Below are 25,133 nucleotides of genomic sequence, written 5' to 3' on the forward strand. Positions count from 1 at the left end.
ACCCAACTACCCCTACCCTCCCATGTCCTTCACCTCTCCCTGGCTGCTCTGGGCTCTCTTCGCAGCCTCCATTCCCATCATCATCCATCTGGTCAACCGGTGGCGGCACCGGTCCGTCCATTGGGCGGCCATGGAATTCCTGCTCCGCGCGGCCAGGGAAACCCGCGGAACGAAGAAACTGCTGCATTACCTGATTCTGGCTCTGCGCGTCCTGGCCGTGGCGGCCCTGGTGACGGCCTTCGCGCGGCCCCTGCTCAGCAGCTTCTTCGGCTGGGGAAGCTCCGGGCTGAATGAAGTCCTCCTGGTTCTGGACCGCTCCGCCTCCATGGATGCCCGTCCGGACAAGACCAATTCCCTGCGGGACGCCATCCCGCCCCTGGTGGAATCCACCTTTGCGCAGCTGGGCAGCTGCCGCCTCTCCCTGCTTGACTCCACCACCGCAGCCGTTACCCAGATACCGGCTCCGGAAGCCCTGGCGGACCTGACCGTGAGCAAGGCCACGGACGGCGGCGCGGACATCCCGGCCCTGCTTCAAAAAGCCATCCCCTACCTGGAGGAATCCGGTTCCGGAAAGACGGAAATCTGGATCGCCTCAGACATGCAGGCCTCCTCCTGGAAGCCTGACTCCCCCCTCTGGTCCAGCGTGCGCCAGCGTCTGGACGCCCTGGCCATTCCTCCGGCCATCCGCATCATGGCCCTCCGGGACAGGCCGGAAAGCAACCGGGGCATCCGGGTGCGGCAGGCCCAGGTGAACAACGGCAGGCTGGTGCTGGACCTGGAAGTCCTGCGCCAGGGGTTCAACCCCAACCAGCCGGAGAACGTTCCGGTGCACCTTTCCGTGGACAATGCCGCCGCCTCCGCCACGCTCCAGCTGGCTGGGGAAACCACCACCATCAGAAAGGAAATACCGCTGCCGCAGGGCAAGGAATCCGGTTTCGGCTTCGTCTCCCTGCCCCATGACGATTTCACCCGGGATGACCTCTCCTTCTTCACCTTCGCCCCCAGGCCCCTGGCCAACATCCTGGTCTGCGGCCCCGCCGGGGAAGTGGGGAAAACCCTCTCCCTGATGTCCGCCCCTCCCGGCCTGCCCAACAGGAAAGCCACCACGCCCGGCAGCACGCGGGCGGCGCAGACCAAGCTGGCCTCCCAATCCATGGTCGTCTGGTACGGACCGCCGCCGCGCGCGGAAATGGAAGAAAAGCTCCGGGCCTTCATTGAAGAAGGAGGCCTCGTCCTCTTCCTTCCGGATGACACGGCCCACGGCACGCGCCATCCGTTCCTGGGCGTTTCCTGGGGCGCGATGGAAACGGCACCTCCGGAGGAATATTACCGTCTGGAAACGTGGGACCGCGAACGCGGCTTCCTGCGGGACGGCTCCGGCCAGGCGGCCATCCCCGCCAACAGGCTCCGCGCCGTGCGGAGGAAGCCCCTGCTGGGCAAATACCGCACCCTGGCCTCTTGGGACGACGGCACCTGCGCCGTTGCCCAGGTCCGGCACGGAACGGGCTCCGCCCTGTTCCTGGGAACCCTCCCCAGATACTCCTGGTCCAACCTGGCGGACGGCCACCTGCTGCTCCCCCTGCTCCACCGCATGGCAGACCGGGGGGCGGAACGCTTCTCCACCGCCATCTCCCTCCGGGTGAATGACCCGGCCCTGCCGCAATCCGCCACGGATGCCCCCGTGCGCATGGACAATGCCCAGGGCACCCACCCCTCCGGCTCTCCGGCGGATACGGCGGGCGTGTACCGCCTGGGGGCGCAGACCTACGCCGTCAACCGCCCCTGGTCTGAAGACAATCCGGACCAGATTACGGATGAGAAGGTCCGCCTCCTTCTGCCGGGCGCCTCCATCAGCTCCATGCAGAGCACGGCGGAAACGCCCTCCCTGGTGCAGGAGGCCTGGAAGCTCTTCCTCATCATCTCCCTTGCCTGCCTGCTTCTGGAAGCCTTCCTGTGCCTGCCCCGGCACACGGCCAAACGTCCCAACCCCGCCACCCGCCCATGAGCCTGAGCCTTCAACCTACCGCGTTAAGCATCATCCTGGCCGTCCTGGTCATGGGCGCCGGCGTGTGGATGAGCCGCACCGCCTGCAAGCGCAACCGCCGTCCGCTCACCTTTAAGCTGGAACTGCTGCGCCTGCTGATTCTGGCGGGCATCTGCTTCCTGCTCTTCCAGCCGGAATGGGTCATCACCTCCGCCCCGCAGGAAAAACCCAAGGTCTCCATCCTGGAGGACCGCTCCGGCTCCATGGAAACGCAGGACGTGGAGCTGACGCCCCTGCACGTCGTCACCCGCACGGCCTACGTGCAGGAACTTATCAAGGGCAACAGCACGGAATCACTGAAAGACACGCATGTGGTGGAAAACGCAGCCTTCGGCGCGCCTCCCCCCCCGGATTCCGCTGACTACGCCATGGCCGGCACGGACCTGGCCCAGCCGCTGGAAGACGCCATGCACTCCTCGGACAACCTCCGGGCCGTCATCATGTTCACGGACGGAGGCCACAACACCCCCGCCTCCGTGCTCACGCAGGCCCAGCGCATGCGCACGCGGGGCATCCCCCTCTTCATCATTCCCGCCGGCAGTCCCTACCCCCTGCCGGACCTGGCCCTTCAGGACGTGAAAGCCCCCACTTACGGCATCATCGGGGAGACGGTGCAGATACCCTTCACCATTAAAAGCACGCTGGGCAAGGAAACCCGGACCACGCTCACCCTGACCTCCAGGGATACGGGAAAAACCGTCACGCGCACCGTCACCATCCCGGCCCAGGGGGAAGTGTCCAGCGCCGTCCTGTGGAAAATAGAAAAGGAAGGGGCGGAAACGCTGGAACTCAAACTACCCGTGCAGCCCCAGGAACGGATGCAGAACAACAACGCATCCTCCTTCAGCATCGCCGGCAGGCGGGAATCCATCAAGGTGCTGGTGGTGGATACGCTGCCGCGCTGGGAATACCGCTTCATCCGGAACGCCCTGTACCGTGACCCGGGCGTGGACGTGCACACCCTGCTCATTCATCCGGACATCGCGGAGATGGGGGAAGGCCCCGGCTACCTGCTCAAATTCCCGGACAGGATGGAAGACCTGGCCCAGTATGACGTCATCTTCATTGGAGACGTGGGACTGGGGCCCAAGGGGCTGACCAGTGAACAGGCCGCCCTGCTCAAGGGCATGGTGAAAAACCAGGCCAGCGGCATCGTCTTCCTCCCCGGCTACCAGGGCAGGCAGATGGAGCTCCTGAAATCCGAGCTGGGGGACCTGATGCCCGTCACCTTCCTCACCGCCAAGCCGGAAGGCACTACCCAGCCCGCCCCCTCCCCCCTCATCCTGACGCCGGAGGGCCGCGGCTCCCTTCTCACTATGCTGGCGGACACGGAAAGTGAAAACGAGGAGGTGTGGCGCAACCTGCCGGGCTTCAACTGGTACGCCCCCGTGGAACGGCCCAAGGCAGGCACCACCGTGCTGGCCGTACACGCGGCGGACAAGAATGCCTACGGACGCATTCCCCTCATCGTCACCCAGTCCTACGGCAACGGCAAAGTCCTCTTCATGGGGACGGACTCCGCCTGGCGCTGGCGGCGCGGCGTGGAGGACAAGTACCATTACCGCTTCTGGAGCCAGGTGGCCCGCTGGATGAGCTACCAGCGCAACATGGCCGCCGGGGAAAGAATCCGCCTGATTCCCAACCCGGAACGCCCGCGCCTGGGGGATACGCTGACGGTCACCGCCATGGTCTCCGACAAGCTGGGAGCCCCCCTCCAGGACGGGGAGGTCTTCCTGGACGTCACTGCTCCGGAAGGCACCGTCAGCCGCGTGCAGATGGACAACATGGACCACACCTGGGGTTCCTTCACCGCATCCGTTAAAATCAACCGTCCCGGCACGTGGAAGCTCACGGCCTCCTCCTCCGCGGAACCGGACAAATCCGTCACGCTTCCGGTCATCACCATGAATGAAACGCTGGAAAAAATCGGCCAGCCCGTCAATACTGCCCTGATGGAGGAAATGACGTCCATCACGCGCGGACGCATGGTAAAGGCGGAGGAAATCCAGCAGCTCATCAAGGAAATCAAGGACCTCCCCGTGCCGCCGCCCATGGAAACGCGCATTCTGCTCTGGTGCAGCCCGTACACGCTCGGCCTCCTTCTTCTCCTCCTTACCCTCTTCTGGGTTGGCAGAAAGCTCAACGGCACCATCTGACCCGGCGTTCCCCCTTTTCCTCAGGGAAAGAACATACCCTTCCGCTACTCCGCCGCCTTGTCCGCAGCGGGAGGGGACGGCGGCGCAAACTTCAGCGTCACGCCCAGCTTTTTCCAGGCTGCCGCCATTTCCTGCTGCACTTCTTCCGGACGCTTCCCGTTCAGCAGGATGCCCCGCGCCTTGCTCTCATCCTCCGCATCCCGGGCCTTCAGGTAGCTCCGGAGGCGGGCCGCCTTTCCCTCCCCTTCCAGATGGAACCAGTACACCGTCCACAACAGGCCGGCCCAGTACCCTGCCGTGTCTCCCTTCAAGGGGCTGTCATGGCCTGAGGCGGAATGGGAGGAATCCCGCGCCAGCATGTCCGCCAGCGCAGGCAGCGGCTCCTTTCCGATGCGTACGGCGCGCGGCAGCATGGAGGCCAGCCTTTCGGGAAGCTTCCGGAACACCGCGGCCTCCTTCACCATGGGGAGGAAAGCCATGTACGCGGAAAAGCCGTCCACCAGCCAGTGCTCCAGGTCCATGGACTGCGCCACCCAGTGCGTGACGGCAAAGCGCGGATCCACGGCATCCAGCTTCAGCGGTTTCCCTTTCTTGTTCCGCAGCAGCAGAACCGTGAAACTGGTGGGGGAAAACTTGAGCCTGCCATGCATGAGGCCCGGCGCCTGGTTAAAATCCTCTTCCTGGAAGCACACCCGCACCAGATACTTGCGGGAGGGGCGGCGCGCCACCGTCAGATTCATGGGTAGGCCCGCCAGAACGGACAAAACGGTCTCAAACCTCCGCGCCAGGGCCATGCGTTCCGCTTCCGACAATTTTCCGGGAGACTCAATCATGAAATGGTCCGTTTCATACACGCTCAGCTCATCCGTCTCCTGCACGGCCTTCACCAGCAGGAAGGAGGGAGCCGACGCCGCAGCGGGCCAGGGAGTGTCCCAGTTCGGTTCCAGAGGGACGTAACGGGCGCCGGGGCTTCCCTGCGCGGGGGGATTCTCCGCCCCCACATCCGTATCCGGAAGCGTGCCACCGGACTTCGCCCATTCCAGAATATACGCCTGGTCCGCGCCGGAAAAAACGTTCTTGGGAACGGCCACCACGCGCCCGTCCTGAAGCTTCAGGTCCACCTCCGCATCCCGTACGGCCACCAGCACGGCTACCACGGTTGCGCCCCGGTCATTGGTCCAGATGCGCGCGTGAACGCTTCCGGCCAGGCTCAGTCCGGCCAACGCGGACAGTATCTTTACGGGCACGGTCATAGGGCTCCCTTTGTCCGCACAAACTACCACATTGCCCCCCGGACGCAACCCTTTTCCCTGCACGCAATCCGCTCCGGAAGCCGTTCCACCAAAAGAAGATGGATAACATCCGCGTCATGGCTTCCTTCCGGAGGTGTTGACACGTCCCAGTAAAACCCATAATCTTATGAAAGAAAGGAAAAGCAGGCATGCACATCAGACCACTCAGAAAAAACATTCCGCTGACCGTCGTCACCCTGGCGGCTCTGGGCGTCATGCTTTTCCTGTTCTTCATGCACCCCTCCTCCCCGGAAGAATCCCTGGAATTCTATACGCCGGACGGCAACGGCGTGGGCTCCTTCCGGGTGGAAATCACGGATGTGCAGTCCAATCCCGCCTATACGGAAGTGAAAATCGTTCCGGAAGACATGGAACCTTTCCAGCGGTTCATGTCCAAATTCCGCAACAAGCCCGTAACGGCCAAAATCCCCTCCTACGGAAACTACGTCGTTGTGCCGGGCAGGGACATGCAGTGTGACGGCGTCCTGAAGCTGACGGAAAACTGATGTTCCGGGAGGCAGACCCGGACAGGGCATGATTTCAGCCGGGGAGGCAGGGAGGAATTCCTATTAGTGCGGCTGTCAAAAGGCACGGCGAAGGGCTGTTCCCAAGGCTTGAACGGAAGGCGGCCACCCGGGAATGGAGGCCTCCGGCCTTCATGTGAACCCTGCTCCGGCGCAGCGCGCAGGGAAAATCAATTTACAAACGGTCCCCTTCCGTCCTTCCCACATCCTTCCCCCATTTCCGGGCCAGAAAGGAGCACACCATCAACTGGAGCTGGTGGAATACCATGATGGGAATGACCAGCAGGCCGATGGGCGCTCCGGCAAAGATCACGTTCATCATCGGGATTCCGGTTGCCAGGCTCTTCTTGGAGCCGCAGAAAATGATCGCGATGCGGTCCTCACGGGAAAAACGGAGCCTGCGGGAAAGGAACGCCGTCAGCCACAGGACCGCGGCCAGCAGAATGCCGCAGAACGCCAGAACCTCCACCAGGGAAAGCCAGGGGAGGTTTTTCCACACGCCGTTGATCATGGCGTGGCTGAACGCCGTGTAAATCACCAGCCAGATGGTGCTGTGGTCCGTCCAGGAAGTGATGTTCCGGTGCGTGACCACCCATTTGCCTATCCAGCGCTGGGCGAGCTGTCCCGCAACAAAGGGAACCAGAATGATATAGCAGATGTTCAGGAAGGTGGAGAAATCCACGCCCCCTTCTCCGCCGCGGGACCACACCAACCCCACCAGCAGGGGCGTGAGGAACACCCCCAGCAGGCTGGAGACGGAAGCGGAACAAATGGCCGCCGCCACATTCCCCCCGGCCATGGAGGTGAAGGCTATGCTGGACTGCACCGTGGAGGGCAGCATGCACACGTACAGCATGCCCATGCACAGGTCCGGCCCCAGCACGCTGTTCCATACGGGGATGCTTAAAATCCCCAGCAGGGGGAAAATCACGAAGGTGCTGGCGGCCACCAGCCCTTGGAGCCGCCAGTGCATCAACCCCTCCCACACGGAGCGGCGGGAAAGCTTGGCCCCGTACAGGAAAAAGAGCAGGATGATGGCCGCATCACTCAGGCGGCTGAACACCGTATCCCACACGCCGGAACAGGGGAGCAGAATCCCCGCGCTCACGCTGACGATGAGGCCGACGGTGAAACGGTCCAATTTGGAAAGGAATCCCGGCATGGAGGCATTGAAGGAAGGTGACCGCCGTTTCCGGCTCCCTACTTGAAGCGCACGGCGTGTTTCTTGCTCAGGCGCAGAACGCTGCCGGGAGCCAGTTCCAGCACGGCGGCGGGGTCCGTCACCTTCACGTCATTCAACTGAATGGCGCCGGGCGTAAAATGTTCCTTGCGCAGCACGCCGTTGGACTTCTTCACCTGGAAAACGTTCTCAAACAGGAAGGCCGCCAGGGCCAGCGCGTTCGTGCCGGCAGGCAGGGAGGCAATCTCCACTTCCGGCAGGTCTGCGGCGGCCAGGTCCCTCTTGGAAAAACGGGTCTCCCAGTCCGCCCGGGCAGCATCCGCTGCGGCGGGATCGTGGTAACGGGCCGTAATCTTCCAGGCCAGCAGCTTCTTGGCTTCCATGGGGTGCAGGTCCATATCCCGCTTTTCACCCAGCAGGACCAGGTAATAGCGGTCCATCAGCTCGTCGCTGGCGCTCATCATCTTGCCGAACATCATTTCCGCCGCTTCATCCACGCCCACGTAGTTTCCGTAGGATTTGGACATCTTGCGCACGCCGTCCAGGCCTTCCAGCAGGGGCATGGTCATGGCGATCTGGGGCGGCATGCCTTCCTCCTTCTGGAGGTCGCGCCCCACCAGGATGTTGAAAAGCTGGTCCGTGCCGCCCAGCTCCACGTCCGCACGGATCTCCACGGAATCCCAGCCCTGCATGATCGGGTACTGCATCTCGTGCAGGCGCACTTCCTTGCCGCCCTCTACGCGGGCCTTGAAATCCTCCCGGGCCAGCATCTGCTGCATGGTGACGCGGGAATTGAGCTTCAGCACTTCCTCATACGTCATCTTGCGGAACCAGTCCCCGTTATAGACGATCTCCGTCTTGTCACGGTCCAGAATCTTGAACGCCTGCTTGGTGTATGTCTCCGCATTCGCCAGCACCTGTTCGCGGGAAAGCGGGGGACGGGTGACGGAACGGCCGGAGGGGTCCCCGATGGTGGCCGTGAAATCCCCGATGAGCAAAATGGCCTGGTGACCCAGTTCCTGGAACTGGCGCAGTTTTTCAATAGCCACCGTATGGCCCAGGTGAATATCCGGTGCGGTGGGGTCCACGCCCAGCTTCACGCGCAGGGGACGCCCCAGCTTGAGACGCTCCTTCAACTCTTCACGGCTGATCACGACGGCAGTACCGCCCATCAATATATCCAGTTGCTCATCTATAGTCATTGATCTGGCGCATAGAGTGCCGGGGGCGCCGCGCCTTTTCAAGCTTATATCCTGTGCGCGAAGAGCCAGGCCCGCGCAAGGGTCCCGCAGAACCCGCCCCCCCTGTTCCTGAAACCGGGCGGCGCGCCACCGGGGATGGAATCAGGAAGGCCCGGGAAACTGCATTCCAGCACAGCCCTTCTTCACGCCCTTTTTCCGCCAACTCTGGGTCCATAAGGAACCTTCCCCCGGCGGAGGCTCACCTACATGAGCTGGTACAGCCGGGGATAGGAAGCTTCGTTCGCGGTGACGTAATGAGGGCGATGCTGGGGCCGATTCTGGTTGCCATGCCAGCCATTATGATGATTATGGTTGTAATGGTTTGACGGACCGGGCCGGTAATAGTCATTGTCGTGGTGATGGCACCCCGCGGCCAGGACGGCGACGGTTGCTGCTGCAAGAATGGGTATTATTTTCATATTCATCTTTCTGAATGATGAGACCATCCGGAAAGAGGAATGCGAACAAAAAAAGTCTGTCACGCATGTCACCCCAGCATGCGCTCCCTGTTGACAAAGAACACGGCGCCCAGCACGCACAGGAAGGCCCACAGGTAGTCCCACTTCCATTTTTCCCCGATGTAGAACAGGGCAAACGGGATGAACACGCACAGGGTGATGACCTCCTGCATGATCTTGAGCTGGGCTACGTTCAGGCCGCCCGCGTTGCCCAGGCGGTTGGCGGGAATCATGAAGCAGTATTCAAAAAACGCCACGCCCCAGCTCATCAGGATAATCAGCAGCAGCGGCTTGTCATCCGCCGCGGAACCTTTCTTCAAATGGCCGTACCACGCCCACGTCATGAAGACGTTGGAGACCACCAGCATGAAAATGGCTAAAGTTACTTTCATTCTTCTTAATTCAACAACGTCAATCCCTGGAGGACTTGGGGTCCAGGGCGTCCCGCAGGCCGTCCCCCAGGAAATTCAGCGCCAGCAGCGTGGCGGAAAACAGCAGCGCCGGGAACAGGAGCAGTTCCGGGCTAACCTCCATGCGGTCCGCCCCTTCCTTGATTAGCGTGCCCCAGGAGGAATTGGGGGCCTTCACCCCCAGCCCCAGGAAGGACAGGACGGCCTCCAGCAGCATGATGCCGGGAACGGCCAGCGTGGTGTACACGATCACGGAGCCGAAGAGATTGGGCGCAATGTGGCGGAATAAAATCTTCATGTGGCCGATGCCCAGGGAGCGGGCCGCTTCCACGAACTCCTGCCCCTTCAGCTCCAGCGTCTGCGTGCGCACGATGCGCGCCAGCGTCAGCCAGCCCAACGCGCCGATGGCGATGAACAGGGGAATCAGCCCGGTCATGGGACTCACCATTTCCACGGACCAGCCCGTGACGCCGGAAACCCACTGCGTCAGCCGCTGGGCGGGTTCCTCCACGGACAGGGAAAAAATAATGACCAGAACAATAAAAGGCAGGGCAAAAAGCACATCCACCAGGCGCATCATCAGGGAATCCAGCCGCCCCCCGGCATAGCCGGAAACCAGCCCGTACGTCACGCCGATCACCAGGGAAACGCCCGTGGCCACCACGCCCACCAGCAGGGAAATGCGGCCTCCGTACAGCACGCGGGCCAGCAGGTCCCGCCCCAGCTGGTCCGTGCCGAACCAGTGCTCCCGGGAGGGGCTTTCCGCAATGCGCGCCAGATCCTGCACATTCGGGTGCGGCAGCCACGGCAGGAGGGGGCCCAGGAAACAGGCCGCCACAATCAGCGCCAGCGCCAGCAGGGAGAACATGGCCGCGCGGTTCCGGGAAAGCCGCAGAAAGGCGTCCTTCCACAAGGAAGAGCCCTGCTCCTCCGCGCTGTTCCATTTTCCGCTCTTCATGACTCCGTTCTCAATCTGGGGTTGACGGCCATCTGCACCAGGTCCACGGCCAGATTGGCCGCGACAATCAGGATGCCGTAAAACAGGACAAGCCCCTGGATCAGGAAATAATCCCGGTCCGTGGTGGCGTTCACGAAGTGCTGGCCCATGCCCGGAACCTGGAAACAGGTTTCCACCACAAAGGAGCCGGTAATCATGGCCGCAAAAGCCGGCCCCAGGTAGGAAAGGGCCGGAATCAGCCCCCCGCGCAGGGCGTGCTTCCAGACCATGCGGAAGGGCCCCGCCCCCTTGGCGCGGGCCGTCCGGATAAAATCCTGCCCCAACACCTCAAGCATGCCGCCGCGCGTCAGGCGTGCCAGATACGCGGCATTCACCAGCCCCAGCGTCAGCGCAGGCAGAACCACGCAGCCCGGGGAATCCCACCCCGCCACGCTCAGGCCGGGCACATTCATGCCCAGGCCCACGCCCAGCAGCGGAGCCACTACAAAGGCGGGAATGCAAATGCCCGCCATGGAAACCAGCATCACCCACCAGTCCATCCACCGGTTCTTGTACAGGGCGGCCACGATTCCGGCGGGAATGCCCACCAGAATGGAAATCACCATGCCGATCACGCCCAGCTGGAGGGAAACCGGGAACGACTGCCCGATCATGTCCGCCACGCTGATGCCCTCCTTCACCAGGGACGGTCCCAGGTCGCCATGAACCAGCATGTTCCACCAGTAGCGCCCGTACTGCACCAGGGAACTCTGGTCCAGCCCGTAACTGGCCTGAAGCTGCTGGAGGACGTGGTCCGGCAGCTTCTTCTCCCCCATGAAGGGGTGGCCCGGCAGCAGGCGTATCAGGAAAAACGTCACCGTCTCCAGCACCAGCAGAACCAGGAGCCCCTGCCCCAGGCGCTTCAGAATCATCCTGGTCACGGCGCGGCCTCCTTCCCATGCGCCGGAGGCGCCCCCAGGCTCATGTCTTCAAACAAATGGTTGTCCAGCAGCAGGGGGTGCCACTCCTGCACCTCCGGCCTCTTCAGGTAGGACCGCCTGGCCCAGTACAGGGGGATCACCGGGGATTCCTCCAGCATCAGCGCTTCCGCGCGGGCCAGAAGGGCCATGCGCTTCCCCTGGTCTCCCGTGGCGCGGCTCTCCGCCAGCAGCCGTTCATACTCCGGATGGGACCAGCCCGTATTATTGTTTCCGGAAGCGGCGCTCCACAAATCCAGAAAACTGGACGGGTCCAGATAATCCCCGGACCAGGAGGAGGAGCTGAAATCATACTGCATGGAGTTCTGCGCAAACTTGTAGGCCGTCCACTCGCAGGAACGGATGTCCACGTGAATGCCCAGATGCCTCTTCCACATGCCCTGGATGGCCTCCGCCATGGTCTTCTGCACCTCGCGGGACGTGGTCATCAGCTCCAGCCGGGGAAACCCCTTGCCGCCGGGAAAGCCGGCCTGGGCCATCAGGGCGCGCGCCTTCTCCGGATTAAACTCCACCCCGTGCGGAGTCTTGTAGCCCGCGCCGTCCGGCGTAAATCCGAAGCACGGCTGGCCGCCCCCGCACACCACGTCACGCACCAGGGCCTCCCGGTCCACCGCTAGGGAAAGAGCCTGCCGCACGCGGGCGTCATTCAGCGGCACGCGTCCGGTATTCAGCCGGTAAAAAATAGTCACGTAATAATCATCCTGGCAGAACTGGCCTTTTCCCCGCTCCTGAGCGTACGCCGTCATCTCGGGAGGCACGTTATTGGTCACATGGAGCTTGCCGTTGAAGAACATGCGGGTTTCCGTGAAGCCGTTCACGGTGGGAAGAAAACGCACGCCGTTCAGGCGCACGGCCCCGGCATTCCGGTAGCGGGGATTGCGCCGCACCTCCACATAATCATTGAAACGGTGCTCCGCCATCAGAAAAGGGCCGTTCCCCACCGCGGCGCCGGGCCGCGTCCACGCGCCCGTCCTGTCCATCATCCCGCCGCGGGCTTCCACCGCGTGCCGGGGAACCGGGAACCAGGTGCAGTGAAGCAGCAGCAGGGGAAGCTGGGGCATGGGGGAGCGCATCGTCAGCTCCAGCGTATGGTCGTCCGCGGCGCGTACCCCCACCCCCGCGGCATCCCATAAATCCGGGCGCCCGGACCGGGCATCCTCCAGCATGAGGATAGCCATCTTCCGCACGGCCGCTTCCGGCATGCCCTCCGGCCAGACCATGCGGGACGGGTTGCGCTGCAACTCCTCCCACTCCGCAGTTCCCAAGGCATCCAGCTTCCGCCAGTCCACCCGGTCCAGCAGAGCGGCATCCAGCCCGTTTTCCGCAGCAAACCGGGAACCCGGGCCGCATAAAACCAGGCTGCGGCGGTTCCTGTTATAAGCCTCCGCATTCTTCAGCGGATAAAGCATGTCCGCATACCGTCCGCCAAACTCCGGATGCAGCAGGCGGTGGTAGGCATAAACGAAATCATGAGCCGTCAGCGGCGCGCCATCGCTCCACACGGCATCCTTCCTCAGGAAAAACCGCCATTTGTCCGCTTCCGGATTATGCGTCCAGGACTCCGCTACGGCGGGATGGAACACGGCGTCATCCCGGGAATCCCCCCGCAACAGCCCTTCCATCACGGAATTGATGATCTTGAAATCGGAAACGGAGGTGGCGATGTGGGGGTCGAAACTCTGGGGCTCCGTATTATTACCCACGATCAGAACGCCTTCTTCCCGGGCCCGTTCCACGCTGGTACGCGTGTCGCATCCGGCGAGCAGAAGCATCACACAGAACATCATGAACAGGCGCATGGGCGGATTCTGTCAGGTTTCCGTTCTCCGTGCAAGGCTTCACCTTAAAGAAATGGAAGTGCGCAAACGCCGGGCTTCTGGTCTTTTGCCATGCCGCTGAACTTGAAACTGGTTTTCGGGATACGAAAAAATAATATCTCTGCCATGTTTAAATTCAAGCAGCACTTGTTTTGTCTTCTGACGCTGGCGGCAGCCGTCTTTGCAGCGCCATCCCTGGCAGGAAACACGGCGCCTTGGGTCAGAGCTTACATTGAGGGGGAGGAAATCACAGGCTCCACGCTGGAAAGCCGCTACACCGCCCCGGAAGATGAATCCCCGTCCCCCATCATCCGCTGGGAAAAGAGCGATTCCAGAAACGGGAAACCCGTGCTCGTCCAGCAGGGGGCGGACGCGGAATCCTACACCCTGACGGACAAGGACGCCGGAAAATACTTCCGCATCATTGTGGGAGCGGGAACGAAAGATGCCATTGAAAGCGCCTGGATAGGCCCCGTCATGACGGAAGAACAGGCGGAAGGCATCACCAACCGCTTTGACTCCGGCAAACCCTATCACGAAAACGTGGCGGACCTTCAAAACGAACTGAAGGAAAAGCTCAAGGACGCCGTCTATTTCACCGTGGAAACAGGGAATCTGCACGCCTCCCCCTACGCCATGGTGCGCAACGAACGGACAGCCATTCCGGAAAACCTGCGCCCGTTCCGTGAAAACGGAAAAATCTACCTGAACCAGCCCTTCATCCAGGCCGTCTTCAAGAAGGAACTGCCGGATGAAATCATGGAGGAAGCCGGAGGCCAGAAAGCCTACGAACTGGGCAACGCAGCCAGGGCGCTCAAGCTCAACCTCTGGCTGGGCGACGAAAACCGCGCCCCGGTGGACAACTTCCGCATGCAGCCCATGGCGGAAGGCCTAGTGATCCTCACGCCGGAAAAAAACGTGTTCTCCCCGGTGAAGGACCGCGACCTGATCAATGAAGCGGTGAACCAGCTCTTTGACTTCAAGGCCGGAGAGGAACAGCTCCAGTGGTTCCGCAACGCCAAATTCGGCATGTTCCTGCACTGGAACCCCTCCTCCCTGCTGGAACGGGAAATAAGCTGGGAACGCAATGCGGTCCGGCCCAGGGACAGCGCCAGTGGGCACAAAAACATCGTGGACTTTGAATATGACTCCGCCTACCGGAACTTCAATCCCAGGCAGTACGATCCCCGCAAGTGGATGTCCATTGCCAAAAAAAGCGGCATGAAATATGCCGTGCTGACCACCAAGCACCACGACGGATTCAGCAACTTCCCGTCCGGCTACGATACTTACACGATTGCCGCCACTCCTTACAAAAAGGACATCGTGGGGCAGTTTGCGGCGGCGGCCCGTGCCGCCGGGCTCAAGGTGGGCTTCTACTATTCCGGGCGCGACTGGTTCAATCCCTATTACCTGACCAACCAGCACTACCGTTATCTGGAATACTACTTCGGCCAGCTCAGCGAACTGCTCACCCGTTACGGCCAGGTGGACGTCATCTGGTTTGACAGCCTGGGCAACAGCTCCCTCAACCAGTGGGACCCGCGCACCATGGTGAGGCGCATCAAGCAGTACCAGCCGGACATCCTGATCAACAACCGCATGAACGGAACGCGCGGCGGCGGCAACAAAGGCGACCTGCTGGAGGAACTCAAGGGAGACTTCCTGACGCCCGAATGCAAGCTGGGGCCGTTCAACAGCAAAACCCCGTGGGAAAGCTGCATGACGGTGGCCAATATTCCCGGCACCCACTGGACGGGAAACTGGTCCTACACCTCCAAGGCAAAAACCGTTCCCCTGGAAAAATCCATCAAATTCCTGATCAACAACACGGTCAAGGACGGCAACCTGCTTTACAACATCGGGCCTACGCCGCTGGGCGCCTTTGACCCGGAACAGGCCAACATCTTCCTGTCCATGGGTAAATGGATAGCCCCCTACCGGGAAGCCATCTACAACACCCGCGGCGGCCCCTACGTTGAACAGCCCTGGGGCGGAAGCTGCTACAAGACAAACGCCAATGGAAAAAAAACCGTCTATCTCCACGTCAGCCCGCTGATCGCCCAGAACGGAAAAGCGCTGAAAGGCTCCGAACCGCTGTTCATCAAGGACCTCGGGGAGAAATTCACGAAAGCGGCCGTCATCGTGAACGGAAACGGCAACGGGAAAGCCGCCAAGCTGGAAAAGGAAGACGGCCAGTATAAAATCACGCTGCCCGCGGGCGTAACCTGGGACAGCCTGGACACCGTCATCAAACTCCAGTAACCCTCTTTCTCCCGTCTGGAGAGAGCATGCAGAAAGCCGGGTCCGGTATCACGCCGGGCCCGGCTTTTTATTCCGGAAAACAGCACTACCATCGTAACTCCTGACAGCCGCACTGCCGGAAACCGGGGCATCCGGCCCTTGTAAAAGAATGTCCCCGTCCCGCCCCGGAACAGGTTCAAAGGTGAAGGATACCCCAGGTTAAAGGGTGGGCAAAGCATGAAGGCCGGGAAACCGGACGTGCCCGGTTGGGCGGAATGCGAAGCATGGCCCCTCCTTTCCGTCCAGCCGCAACGCGGTTTCCCGGCTCTTGGAAAGCATGCTTCCCTGCAAGCGGAGCCGCAGGCAAATTAAAACCCCGCAGCGGCATGAAACCGCAGCGGGGCCGTTTTCCTTAATCAGGGAATAAGGGAAAGGAAGTAATGATTACTTGCTCTGCGCCTTCTTGGCGGCGTCAATCTGGGCCTTGATCTGATCCTTGTTGGCAAGGATGCCGGCCTTGATGCGGGGAGCCCGCTGTCCGGCTTCCGTACCCGGCTTCAATTCGGCAACCTTGTCCAGAATCAGCACGGCGCCGTCCACGTCACCGGTGGAATTCAGGTAGGTACCAAACTCCATCATCAGCAAATCCTGCTGGGTTTCCGGAAGAAGCTTGTCGCGGTCCGGGTAGGCCTTCACCACCTGGAGGGCTTCCGCAGGCGTGGTCTTGTCCGTCAGCTTGCCGGCAAGATAATCCTGCACATCCTTCTGTTCCTTCTTGAGCTGGTCGGCGTGGGCGTCCGCGGCTTTCAGTCCGGACTTGTCATCCTTGTCCAGCTTCTTGATTTCAGCCTTCACATCGCCGTAAAAAGTATCCACATAATCCTGGGGAGCCAGCTTGAGGACTTCCATCAGGGCGGCAACCTTGGCTTCATCCGTGGTGGCCTTGGCAACATTTGCCTCGGCGGCCTGCAGGGCTTCCTTGTTCTTCAAGGCCTCCTGCATGGACTTCATCACGTCTTCCTTGGAACGGCCGCCTACAAACCCGCCGAACGGCTTGCCGGAGGCATCCGCATACACGATCGTCGGGAACCCCTGCACGCCGTACTGCTGGGCCAGCTTGTCATTGGCGGCTTTCATTTCCTTGGACTGTTCCTTGTTACGCGGATAATCCAGTTCCACCAGAACGAAATCCTTGGAAGCTTCCTTCTGGAAATCAGGCTTGCTGAACACATTGGCGCGGAGCTGCATGCAGGGCGGGCACCAGTCCGAACCGGTGAACTCGATCATGAGGTCCTTCTTCTGTTCGGCGGCCTGCTTCTTGGCGGCATCCATATCGGTAACCCAGCCTTCCGCGGCAAAACAAGGAGCAACGCAGGCGGCAACAACTATTGGCAGAATTTGTCTAATCATATCTACTATTTAATATTGAAGAGTCGGACACCCCGCGTCAATCTCCTGTTCAATCATTTTTGGAAAATTTCCAAAAGGACGCGTCTTCACAGGGAAAACGGCGCGCGCCTCCCCAGGAAAAAATCCTCTGCACCTTGGGCGGCCAGTGTCATTACCGTACCAAATCCGTGATTGCCTTTCAGCGTGTTTTCACTTATGTACTGGGCATATCATGAACACGGTTTTAATCATTGGAGCAGGCGGCGTAGGACATGTGGTAGCCAACAAATGCGCCCAGCTGCCGAAAATCTTTCAGAACATTCATCTGGCCTCCCGCACAAAAAGCAAATGTGACGCCATTGCGGAAGACGTGCGCGCCAGAACGGGCGTCAGCATCACCACCCACGCCGTGGATGCGGACGACGTGCCCTCCACCGTGGCCCTCATCCGGGAAGTGAAGCCGCAACTACTGATCAATGTGGCCCTTCCCTACCAGGACCTCACCCTGATGGACGCCTGCCTGGAAACCGGCGTCAACTATCTGGACACCGCCAACTATGAACCCCGGGACGTAGCCAAATTCGAATACTCCTGGCAGTGGGCGTACCAGGACAAATTCCGCAAGGCGGGGCTCTTCGCCCTGCTGGGCTCCGGCTTTGACCCCGGCGTCACCAACGTCTTCACGGCGTGGGCGCTCAAGCACCACTTTGATGAAATCCATACGCTGGACATCATTGACGTGAACGGCGGCAACCACGGCAAGGCCTTCGCCACCAACTTCAACCCGGAAATCAACATCCGGGAAGTGACGGCCCCCTGCCGCCACTGGGAAAACGGCGCCTTCCGGGAAACCGCCCCCATGAGCATGCACCAGAGCTTCACGTGCCCGCAGGAAGTGGGCACCTATGAAATCTACCGCATGTACCATGAGGAAATGGAAAGCCTGGTCAAGCACATCCCCACCATCCGCAGGGCGCAATTCTGGATGTCCTTCTCCCCGAACTACCTCAAGCATCTGGAAGTGCTCCAGAACGTGGGCATGACCCGCATTGACCCGGTCATGTACAACGGCGTGGAAATCATCCCCCTGCAATTCCTGAAAGCCGTTCTGCCGGACCCCGGGGACCTGGGCAAGACGACGAAGGGGAAAACCTGCATCGGCAACGTCATCACCGGCGTAAAAGACGGCAAATTCAAGGCCGTCTACATCTACAACATCTGCGACCACGAAAAATGCTTTGAAGAAGTAGGCTCCCAGGCCATCTCCTACACCACGGGGGTTCCGGCCATGATTGGCGCGGAAATGATCCTCACGGGCAAATGGTCCGGCGCGGGCGTCTTCAACATGGAGCAGAACGATCCGGACCCCTTCATGGACGAGCTCAACAAGCGCGGCCTCCCCTGGCAGTGCGTGGAGCTTACGGAAGAACAGGCCAAAGCCCTGCAAGTCCACTGATAACGGGCTCCGGCAGGAGCCGCAGACTTCATCAAAAGCCAGGCATTAAACACTCAATGCCTGGCTTTTCCCTTCTTCTCCCGCGCCGCCAAGTTTCTTTTTTTGACGGAAAAGAAACGCAAACGAGTTTTTACGGGCGGATGGTGTTCCTTCCGGTAAACGGCGGACTTCTCCAATTACTTTAACAAACACGGGCTTCTTCCGGGCCGGACCGGAAACTGCCATCCCCCGGAAAGAAAAAGAGAAGCTCCGCACAGTGTTTTTACGCCGCAGGCATAATTTGCTGGCAGGAAAAGCAAACGGGCGGTAAAAACGGGGTGCCATGAAATATCTTGCGCTATTTCTTATCTTTCTGTTTCAAACGGTGCAGGGGAAGGAACCGGCCCCATGGCGAATCGCCATCATCGGCGACACGCATGACTCCCCCGAGCGCATGGCGGGAAGCGAAGGGGTAGCCGTCAACTTCATCAAAACCCTGTACGGGGAAATCCTGAAACACCAAGTGGACATGGTCATCCAGGTGGGAGACATGGCGGACATTGAAGGAAGCGCCCCCGTCAACGGACTCGCCAAACGCAAGGAACTCAACAAGATGCTGGAGGAAAAAGGCATCCCATTCTATGCCGTGCGGGGCAATCATGAATCCATCCCCCTCCGCGCAAAACAATTCAGGGAACTCTTCCTGCCCACCCGCAAACAGGGAGCCAGGGGGCTGGCCACCAGAAAGCTGAACTACGGCATCCGCCATAAAAACGCCTCCCTGTACTTCATGGATGTTGACCTGACCCCGGACCAGATGGTGGACTTCAGCGCGTGGGTCAAAAAGAACAGGAGCAAGGCCAACACCGTGCCGCGCCATTGCCTGGTCTTCACCCACCGCACCCTGCAAACGCCCATGCAATTCCGGGAATGCCTGTGGGGCCGCTACAATGACAGCGCGGCGGAACACCAGAACGCCTTTTACCGCAACCTGCGGGAAGCGGGCGTCCGCTTCGTCGTCACCGGGCACCTGCATGCGCATGACCTGTACATGATCACATCCCCGGACGGGAAAAACACCCTCACCTCCCTCATCTGCGCGCCTGCGGGCAACAAGGTGCTCCCTGCCCCGTTCCTTCTTCCCGCAAAATCACGGGTAAAAACCCTGCAATACCGCTCCGGCATCACGGCCTACTACATCCTGACCGTCTACCCGGACTCCATGACTCTGGACACCTACGCCGCCCCCAACAACGGCGTTACCGACGAAGGCCCCAAAAGCAGCGAATTCAAAAAACTGCACTCCTACGGGATTCCGATGAATTGAAAACCGGAATCTACGCGGCACCAACTCCAGACGGGAAAGGAAACTGGACTCCTTCAGCCATTCCGGATAAACTTGAACCTGACGCGGCCAGCAGGCAGATGAGGGCGAATGCTGCCTCCTTCCCCCTGCTTGCGCCAACCCCAAGCTCACAGAAAATTCCCGGGAGACCGGCGATCTGCATAAAGCCTTGGGTAACGTACATTGACATCATTGGAATAAAAACTACGGACTTGAAAATAACAGCATGACAAACAGGTTGGCGCAAAACGGCAACTGTGCCGCTAACCATCAACTGTTAACTTCCAAGCCGTCGCATCCCACACGGGGTGCGTGGATTGAAACTATTTAAGATGTTGATAATGAATGTTATGCCACAGTCGCATCCCACACGGGGTGCGTGGATTGAAACTCCAAAAATCTCAGATAGGGCCCATTCGGGGACAGTCGCATCCCACACGGGGTGCGTGGATTGAAACCGGGCAGTAGAGCTTGGCAAGCTTATAGACGTTCCGTCGCATCCCACACGGGGTGCGTGGATTGAAACTTCAACTTTTTTTCGCCATCCTCCATTGGCGCGAGTCGCATCCCACACGGGGTGCGTGGATTGAAACTGGGAGCCTGCGCATACGGCGCGTTGTGGGGCTGGTCGCATCCCACACGGGGTGCGTGGATTGAAACTCCTCCCCGGTGGAAGCCCACCAGGGGCCGCGCGTCGCATCCCACACGGGATGCGTGGATTGAAACAAAAAGACAAGGAGCCGCTCATGGTCCTCTTGGGCGTCGCATCCCACACGGGATGCATAGATTGGAATGAACCGTCCGTCAATTTTATGGAAGAGATTTCCCGTCACATCCTGCATGAAATGCGCGGATATTCTTAATCCCATAATACATGGCGGCGCCACGGTTGACGTAGTCATCCGGGTTTTGGGACAGGTCCACCCAGAAGATGAAGGAGCACCAGGAGGAGGGGGGCTCCAGGGACGGAACAACGACTTCCTGAACGCCCGCCTTTTTCTGCTCCAGAATCAGGCGGACGCGCTTTTCATGCTGGCGGAACAGGAGCAGATGGTCGTGAAAGGTGGAAAGAACACACAGTCCGGATAGGACGAGAAAAACGGCTGTAAAGATACGGGGCCGCGGCACGGCGCAGGGGATGCCGTACCAGGCGTGAAGGAGAGCCAGCACCCCGATGCCGAACAGCAGGGTGGCGGAGAACATGGCATGGTCTGCCGGAACAACGGCAGCGGCAAAAGAGAGGGCCATGGCGTATGCCGTCAGGATGTATGCCGCAGCCGTTCCAATCTGAATTTTCCATGGACGGATGGAGTTCCGGTCCCTGCGGAAGCATTTCCAGAGTATCCAGGCGGCAACCGCGCCCAGCAGCAGAGGGAGGGCCAGGTATTCATGCATCCGGAGCAGAAGCGCGGGAACGGCTTCCAGCCTATCCCACACGCCGGAGAGCGGTTCCGCGCAGCCGGGCGTGGCGGAGTTCATCCGGGCGGAAACGCCGGGAGCCAGCAGCATGCACAGGGAACCCGCCACCTGCGCCGCCAACCCCGCATAAGACCACAGCGGAAGTTTTCTTTTCCGGACCAGGCGGACGAAGACGAACAAGGCCCCCAGCAGGAGCCAGGTGCCCGGAATGTTGTTTTCATTGGTCATGCCCGCCAGGAAGCCCAGCGCCAGCACAGCGGACCACTTTTTCCAGCCGTCTTCCCCGCGTTCTCCTTTTATTCCGTTTTCCCCTTTTTCCAGCAGGCCGCGGTACAGGCACAAGAAGCCCAGCCAGAGAGCGGCAGCCCAGGAATAATTGGTGGCCCCGGAGAGCCAGTAAATGGTGACGCCGGGCCGGGCCGTACAGGTGAAGAGCAGGAGCAGAGCCAATCCGAAGAGCCGCACGTCCGGCCAGGAACGGGGGTCCACCCTGCGCCCGGCGGCCAGGTAAAACATCATCAGCGCAAGGCCGACCTGCACAAAGGGGTTGAGCAGAAGGAAGAGCCATTTGCCCGCCGTAGCCACGGCAAACGCCAGGTATTCCCCAATTCTGGGGTTCCAGGTCATGTAGGACGCCGCACAGCGTTCCCAGACCAGGCTGAAGGAGAAACGGTGCTCCATGCCCGTCAGGGCATGATGGTACGTGTCAGAAGTAAAGGGACTCCACCAACTGACCAAAGCCACATACGAAAGGGCGGCGGCAACCAGCGCCCAAAACCACACCGTGGACGTACGGGGGGAGGGCATTAGCTCGGCTCCGGTTTCTTTTTCCGCAGCGCCGGAGGCAGGTCCAGGTCTTCCCCGTCCAGAATGAGGGGGCGCACCCGCGCAAACAGTCCGTGTCCCGCGCGTTCTTCCTCTCCTTCGTCCGGAGGAGTGCCTTCTTCCAGCGCCTTGATGTCCGGAACAGGGAGCAGTTCTTCTTCCGGCTCTTCATCCGCTCCGGATGCTCCTGCAACAGGAGCAGATTCCGAGGGCGTTTCCTCCGCGTCCGGCACGGTCGGCACAGGCCGGACGGGCACCAGCTCTTCTTCCAGTTCACGGTCATCCCTCCTGACGACGGGGGAAACGGGAGGTTCCGGCTCCGGACGCCATTCCGGTTCAGGGGCGGCGGCAGGAGCAACAGGTTGAATGAGGGTTTTCCCCGCTCCGATAAAAGGTTCTTCTTCCGGTACAAGCACCGCCGGAGCCACTGGTTCCTGACGGGGAACGGGAGCAGGCGCGGGAGAAGCCGCCGGTTCCTCTGCGGGCACCACGCCCAGCACGGTCAGGGACAGGCGGTCTTCCGGCTGTTCAGCCACGGAGGCGCCGATATGGAGGCGCACTCCATTCCCCAGGATTTCCGCCACTCCGCCCGCCAGGGCTTCCAGGCGATGCAGGGTCAGGGAACTGCCGCCGCGCACCAGCACCAGAACGTCATCCACTTCCCCCAGACGTTTTTCCAGGAAAAGGGGAGAGTGCCGGACCTGGTCCAGCATGTCCGCCGTGGAAACGTCCGCGGACGCTTCCCCTACGCCGAAGGAGCAAATTCCCTTCCCCGTTCCGGCTACGCGGAGCAGGTCATCCAGGCCCACGCGGAGCAGGCTTCCGGAAGAGTTCAGCAGGGACGGCACGATGAGCACGGCGCGGGCTATGAGGGCATTGACCACGGAAAAGGCTTCCAGCACTCCCTTGTCAGGGTCAATGAGGCTTTCCATGGCGTCATTGTCAAATCGCAGGACCATGTCGGAATACAGAGCCAGCCGGGACAGGGCTTCATCCGCCTGGGCGGCGCGCCTGTCTCCTTCAAACCGGAAGGGGCGGATGACGACGCTGACGACGTAGGAGCCCTGCTCCTTGGCCAGCCGCGCCACTTCCGGCGCCACGCCGGACCCCGTTCCGCCTCCCAGCCCGGCGGCAAGGACGGTCAGCGCGCTGCCTTCCAGCGCGCGGAGGATGGAGGATTCACTTTCACAGGCAGCCTGCGCCCCCACGGAGGCATCCCCGCCGGAACCCAGCCCACGGGTCAGCCTGGCCCCCAGATGGACCTTGCACGGAACGGAGGAGGCGTTCAGCAGGCGGGCGTCCAGGTTCATGGCGCACACGGAAGCCTCCTGCGGGGCCAGTAGCAGCGCTTCTTCCATCACCTTGGTTCCTGCGGAGCCGATGCCGCACAGGCAGATTTTTCCGGATAGTCCGGACGGGGCCTGGGGAGAAAAGTCCAGCATGGTTTTTTGATTGGGATGGAGATTGATCAGGAATTCTTCCTGCCGAAGAGGCCCAGCACGCGCCCCAGCCAGCTCCGCTGCTGCGGCAGTTCGGCATCTAGAATCTGGGCATACCGTATCAGGCCTATGGCCGTGCAGTAGCGCGGGTCATCCAGGTAGGAAGGCGCGCCGTTTTTGACCAGCGTGGGGCGGCTGATCGCCACGCCGAATACGTGGGAGGCCAGTTCCCCCACGCCGCGCATCAGGCTGGCGCCCCCGCACAGGTAAACGCCGTGGCAGCGGTTGCCCTTGAAAGTGTCCTTGGGCAGGGAGGATTTAACCAGGTTAAAGATTTCCAGCAGGCGGGAGCGGATGATTTCATTCAGCACGTTGCGCTCAATGGCGGCGTCCTTCATGTTCCCTTCCCCGCGCACGCGCACCATTTCATTGGTCTTTCCGGAAAAGCTGTTGGCGTCCCCCTCCGTCTTTTTGAGCAGTTCCGCCTGCGCCAGCGGTATGCCGGTCATCAGCGTGATGTCATTGGAAATATGGTCGCCGCCCAGGGGCACGCAGCCGGAGGCCACCAGCTGGCCGTCCAGGTAAAGGACGTAGTCCGTAGTGCCTGCCCCCATGTCAATGAGGAGGGCGCCCGCCTGCTTGACCTGCCTGTTGAGCACGAACTGGGCCGTGGCGATGGGGGCGAAGACCACATCCGCAATATCCAGGGGCACTTCCCGCACGCAGCGGAAGGAGTTGGTGATGCGGGATTTGATGCCGTGGATGATGTGGCAGTCTATGTCCAGCGTCCTGCCGGTCAGCCCGGCGGGGTTGGTCAGGTTTTCCTGCCCGTCCACGGAGAAGAGGCCCGGCACGCGGTGCAGGACGAATTGTTCCGGCCCCAGGGCGATGTCACGGGCGATTTCCGTCACCTCGTCCATGTGCTCCTGGGAGATGATGCTTTCATCCGGAGGCAGGCGGAAGGTGCCGCGGTTGTTCTGCCCCACAATGTGGGCCCCGGTCACGGACAGGTAGACGGTCATGATGTCCACGTCCGCATGGTCCTGGGCCATGTTCCAGGCATCATAAATGCACTGGATGACCTTGGAGGTGTCTTCAATCTCGCCGCGGACCACTCCCTCGCTAGGAACTTCACCCACGCCGATGATCGTCACGGTCGCATCAGGCTTTACTTCGCCCACGACCATGCAAGTCTTGCTTGTCCCTATCTCAAGCCCTACGTGAATTTTTGTCTTAGCCATGAAAGTCAAGGAACTATCAACGTCCTGGCACCTGATAGCACATTACTTTCCATTGTTCAAGAAAGCCTGCGCGAACATACGCAAAAAACGCGGTTTTCCGTTGCGCAGGCCCGGATCAGAGACCCGTGGGGTGGCGCACCAGGAAGTTCCGGGCATTGCGGCCGTCCACCCTCCAGCGGGGGCCTTCGCCGCGGCGGCCGCTTCCGGTGGTGTCAAACCGGAGGCCGCAGATGACCATGAAGACATGCCCGTTCTTGGCATAGACGGAGATCCAGTCCCCGGCGCCTTTCTGCCCGTAGTTCAGGAACAGCTTGGAGTGGCGGGTAGAGGTGAGCAGCCCTGCTTCCTTCAACACAAAGGAGGTGCTGCCGGAGCAGTCATAGTGGGAATCATAGTGCTTCCTGTGGCCGCCGCCCAGGCGGTAGGGCTTGTTGACCAGGGAATTGGCGGCCGCAATGGCGCGCTTTACCTGTGCCGGGGCATTCCTGGGGGGAATGGCTTTCCCGTTGTGCAGCACGGCCGTTTTTCCCGGCACAAAGTGGTAGGCGGGGAGCCGGGCCGGGGCTTCGACTTGCTGGGAGGTGGAGGAACAGGAGGAGAGAAGAAGGCCGGCCAAAAGGGCACCGGCCACGGAGAGAGTTTTGTGGACCGCAAATGTCATAAGAATTATAAACTGCGGAATTCCGGCCCCCTTGGCAAGAAAATAAATTTCCCCCGTCCACATTACATGGTAGACGGG

19 protein-coding genes and 1 CRISPR repeat array are annotated in these 25,133 nt (G+C 60.9%); of the genes, 6 read left to right on the forward strand and 13 right to left on the reverse strand.

Annotated elements, in window-relative coordinates:
- Window positions 1–22: 22 nt before the first annotated feature.
- The gene (locus ABGM91_RS00765; protein WP_354832957.1) at window positions 23–2,005 is read left to right on the forward strand and encodes a BatA and WFA domain-containing protein; all 1,983 of its coding nucleotides are present in this window, start codon (window positions 23–25) and stop codon (window positions 2,003–2,005) included.
- Window positions 2,002–4,200, forward strand: a complete 2,199-nt coding sequence (locus ABGM91_RS00770; RefSeq protein ID WP_215429039.1) for a hypothetical protein — start codon at window positions 2,002–2,004, stop codon at window positions 4,198–4,200. Before ABGM91_RS00765 ends, ABGM91_RS00770 begins: the two co-directional genes overlap by 4 nt.
- Before the next feature lie 44 nt (window positions 4,201–4,244).
- Here ABGM91_RS00770 and ABGM91_RS00775 read toward each other — a convergent pair whose 3' ends face one another.
- Window positions 4,245–5,453, reverse strand: a complete 1,209-nt coding sequence (locus ABGM91_RS00775) for a hypothetical protein (protein ID WP_354832959.1) — start codon at window positions 5,451–5,453, stop codon at window positions 4,245–4,247.
- 188 nt (window positions 5,454–5,641) lie between these two features.
- On the opposite strand from ABGM91_RS00775, the gene ABGM91_RS00780 reads away from it, so the two are divergent.
- A complete protein-coding gene (locus ABGM91_RS00780; RefSeq protein WP_354832961.1) occupies window positions 5,642–5,998 on the forward strand; it encodes a hypothetical protein in 357 nt (118 codons plus the stop codon).
- 193 nt (window positions 5,999–6,191) lie between these two features.
- Here the strand turns inward: ABGM91_RS00780 and ABGM91_RS00785 are convergent, their stop codons facing one another.
- From ABGM91_RS00785 to ABGM91_RS00810, 6 genes are all read right to left on the reverse strand, one after another.
- Entirely contained in the window at window positions 6,192–7,178 is a 987-nt protein-coding gene (locus tag ABGM91_RS00785) for a bile acid:sodium symporter family protein (RefSeq protein WP_215429036.1), read from the reverse strand.
- A 38-nt stretch (window positions 7,179–7,216) separates the two neighbouring features.
- The gene (tyrS, locus tag ABGM91_RS00790) at window positions 7,217–8,398 is read right to left on the reverse strand and encodes a tyrosine--tRNA ligase (RefSeq protein WP_354832963.1); all 1,182 of its coding nucleotides are present in this window, start codon (window positions 8,396–8,398) and stop codon (window positions 7,217–7,219) included.
- A 526-nt stretch (window positions 8,399–8,924) separates the two neighbouring features.
- Window positions 8,925–9,287, reverse strand: a complete 363-nt coding sequence (locus ABGM91_RS00795; protein ID WP_290566097.1) for a DMT family protein — start codon at window positions 9,285–9,287, stop codon at window positions 8,925–8,927.
- A gap of 19 nt (window positions 9,288–9,306) precedes the next feature.
- Window positions 9,307–10,263: an ABC transporter permease gene (locus tag ABGM91_RS00800; RefSeq protein WP_354832966.1), complete on the reverse strand. Its 957-nt coding sequence runs from the start codon at window positions 10,261–10,263 to the stop codon at window positions 9,307–9,309.
- On the reverse strand, window positions 10,260–11,174 hold the full coding sequence (locus ABGM91_RS00805) for an ABC transporter permease (RefSeq protein ID WP_215429069.1): 915 nt from the start codon (window positions 11,172–11,174) through the stop codon (window positions 10,260–10,262). Before ABGM91_RS00805 ends, ABGM91_RS00800 begins: the two co-directional genes overlap by 4 nt.
- A gap of 5 nt (window positions 11,175–11,179) precedes the next feature.
- Window positions 11,180–13,012, reverse strand: a complete 1,833-nt coding sequence (locus ABGM91_RS00810; protein WP_354832968.1) for a peptide ABC transporter substrate-binding protein — start codon at window positions 13,010–13,012, stop codon at window positions 11,180–11,182.
- A 171-nt stretch (window positions 13,013–13,183) separates the two neighbouring features.
- Between ABGM91_RS00810 and ABGM91_RS00815 the strand changes: the two genes are divergently transcribed.
- On the forward strand, window positions 13,184–15,322 hold the full coding sequence (locus ABGM91_RS00815) for an alpha-L-fucosidase (RefSeq protein ID WP_354832970.1): 2,139 nt from the start codon (window positions 13,184–13,186) through the stop codon (window positions 15,320–15,322).
- 423 nt (window positions 15,323–15,745) lie between these two features.
- Here ABGM91_RS00815 and ABGM91_RS00820 read toward each other — a convergent pair whose 3' ends face one another.
- Entirely contained in the window at window positions 15,746–16,711 is a 966-nt protein-coding gene (locus ABGM91_RS00820; RefSeq protein WP_215429030.1) for a thioredoxin fold domain-containing protein, read from the reverse strand.
- A gap of 211 nt (window positions 16,712–16,922) precedes the next feature.
- Between ABGM91_RS00820 and ABGM91_RS00825 the strand changes: the two genes are divergently transcribed.
- The gene (locus ABGM91_RS00825; RefSeq protein WP_354832973.1) at window positions 16,923–18,146 is read left to right on the forward strand and encodes a saccharopine dehydrogenase family protein; all 1,224 of its coding nucleotides are present in this window, start codon (window positions 16,923–16,925) and stop codon (window positions 18,144–18,146) included.
- A gap of 45 nt (window positions 18,147–18,191) precedes the next feature.
- On the opposite strand, the gene ABGM91_RS00830 is transcribed toward ABGM91_RS00825, so the two are convergent.
- Window positions 18,192–18,470, reverse strand: a complete 279-nt coding sequence (locus ABGM91_RS00830) for a hypothetical protein (RefSeq protein ID WP_354832975.1) — start codon at window positions 18,468–18,470, stop codon at window positions 18,192–18,194.
- On the opposite strand from ABGM91_RS00830, the gene ABGM91_RS00835 reads away from it, so the two are divergent.
- Window positions 18,469–19,452 (forward strand): metallophosphoesterase, encoded by a 984-nt coding sequence (locus tag ABGM91_RS00835; RefSeq protein ID WP_354832977.1) that lies wholly within the window; start codon window positions 18,469–18,471, stop codon window positions 19,450–19,452. The two genes, ABGM91_RS00830 and ABGM91_RS00835, sit on opposite strands and share 2 nt — an antisense overlap.
- 309 nt (window positions 19,453–19,761) lie before the next feature.
- Window positions 19,762–20,264: direct repeats of the CRISPR family, unit length 33 nt; unit sequence GTCGCATCCCACACGGGGTGCGTGGATTGAAAC.
- Window positions 20,265–20,280: 16 nt separating this feature from the next.
- Here the strand turns inward: ABGM91_RS00835 and ABGM91_RS00840 are convergent.
- From ABGM91_RS00840 to ABGM91_RS00855, 4 genes are all read right to left on the reverse strand, one after another.
- Window positions 20,281–21,696 (reverse strand): DUF6056 family protein, encoded by a 1,416-nt coding sequence (locus tag ABGM91_RS00840; protein WP_354832979.1) that lies wholly within the window; start codon window positions 21,694–21,696, stop codon window positions 20,281–20,283.
- A complete protein-coding gene (locus ABGM91_RS00845) occupies window positions 21,696–23,156 on the reverse strand; it encodes a hypothetical protein (RefSeq protein ID WP_354832981.1) in 1,461 nt (486 codons plus the stop codon). Before ABGM91_RS00845 ends, ABGM91_RS00840 begins: the two co-directional genes overlap by 1 nt.
- A gap of 26 nt (window positions 23,157–23,182) precedes the next feature.
- Window positions 23,183–24,394 (reverse strand): cell division protein FtsA, encoded by a 1,212-nt coding sequence (gene ftsA / locus ABGM91_RS00850; protein WP_102713795.1) that lies wholly within the window; start codon window positions 24,392–24,394, stop codon window positions 23,183–23,185.
- 115 nt (window positions 24,395–24,509) lie between these two features.
- Complete coding sequence (locus tag ABGM91_RS00855) at window positions 24,510–25,055, reverse strand: hypothetical protein (protein WP_102713949.1); 546 nt, start codon at window positions 25,053–25,055, stop codon at window positions 24,510–24,512.
- Window positions 25,056–25,133: the final 78 nt, after the last annotated feature.

Source organism: Akkermansia muciniphila (assembly GCF_040616545.1).
Taxonomy (GTDB): Bacteria; Verrucomicrobiota; Verrucomicrobiia; order Verrucomicrobiales; family Akkermansiaceae; genus Akkermansia; species Akkermansia muciniphila_E.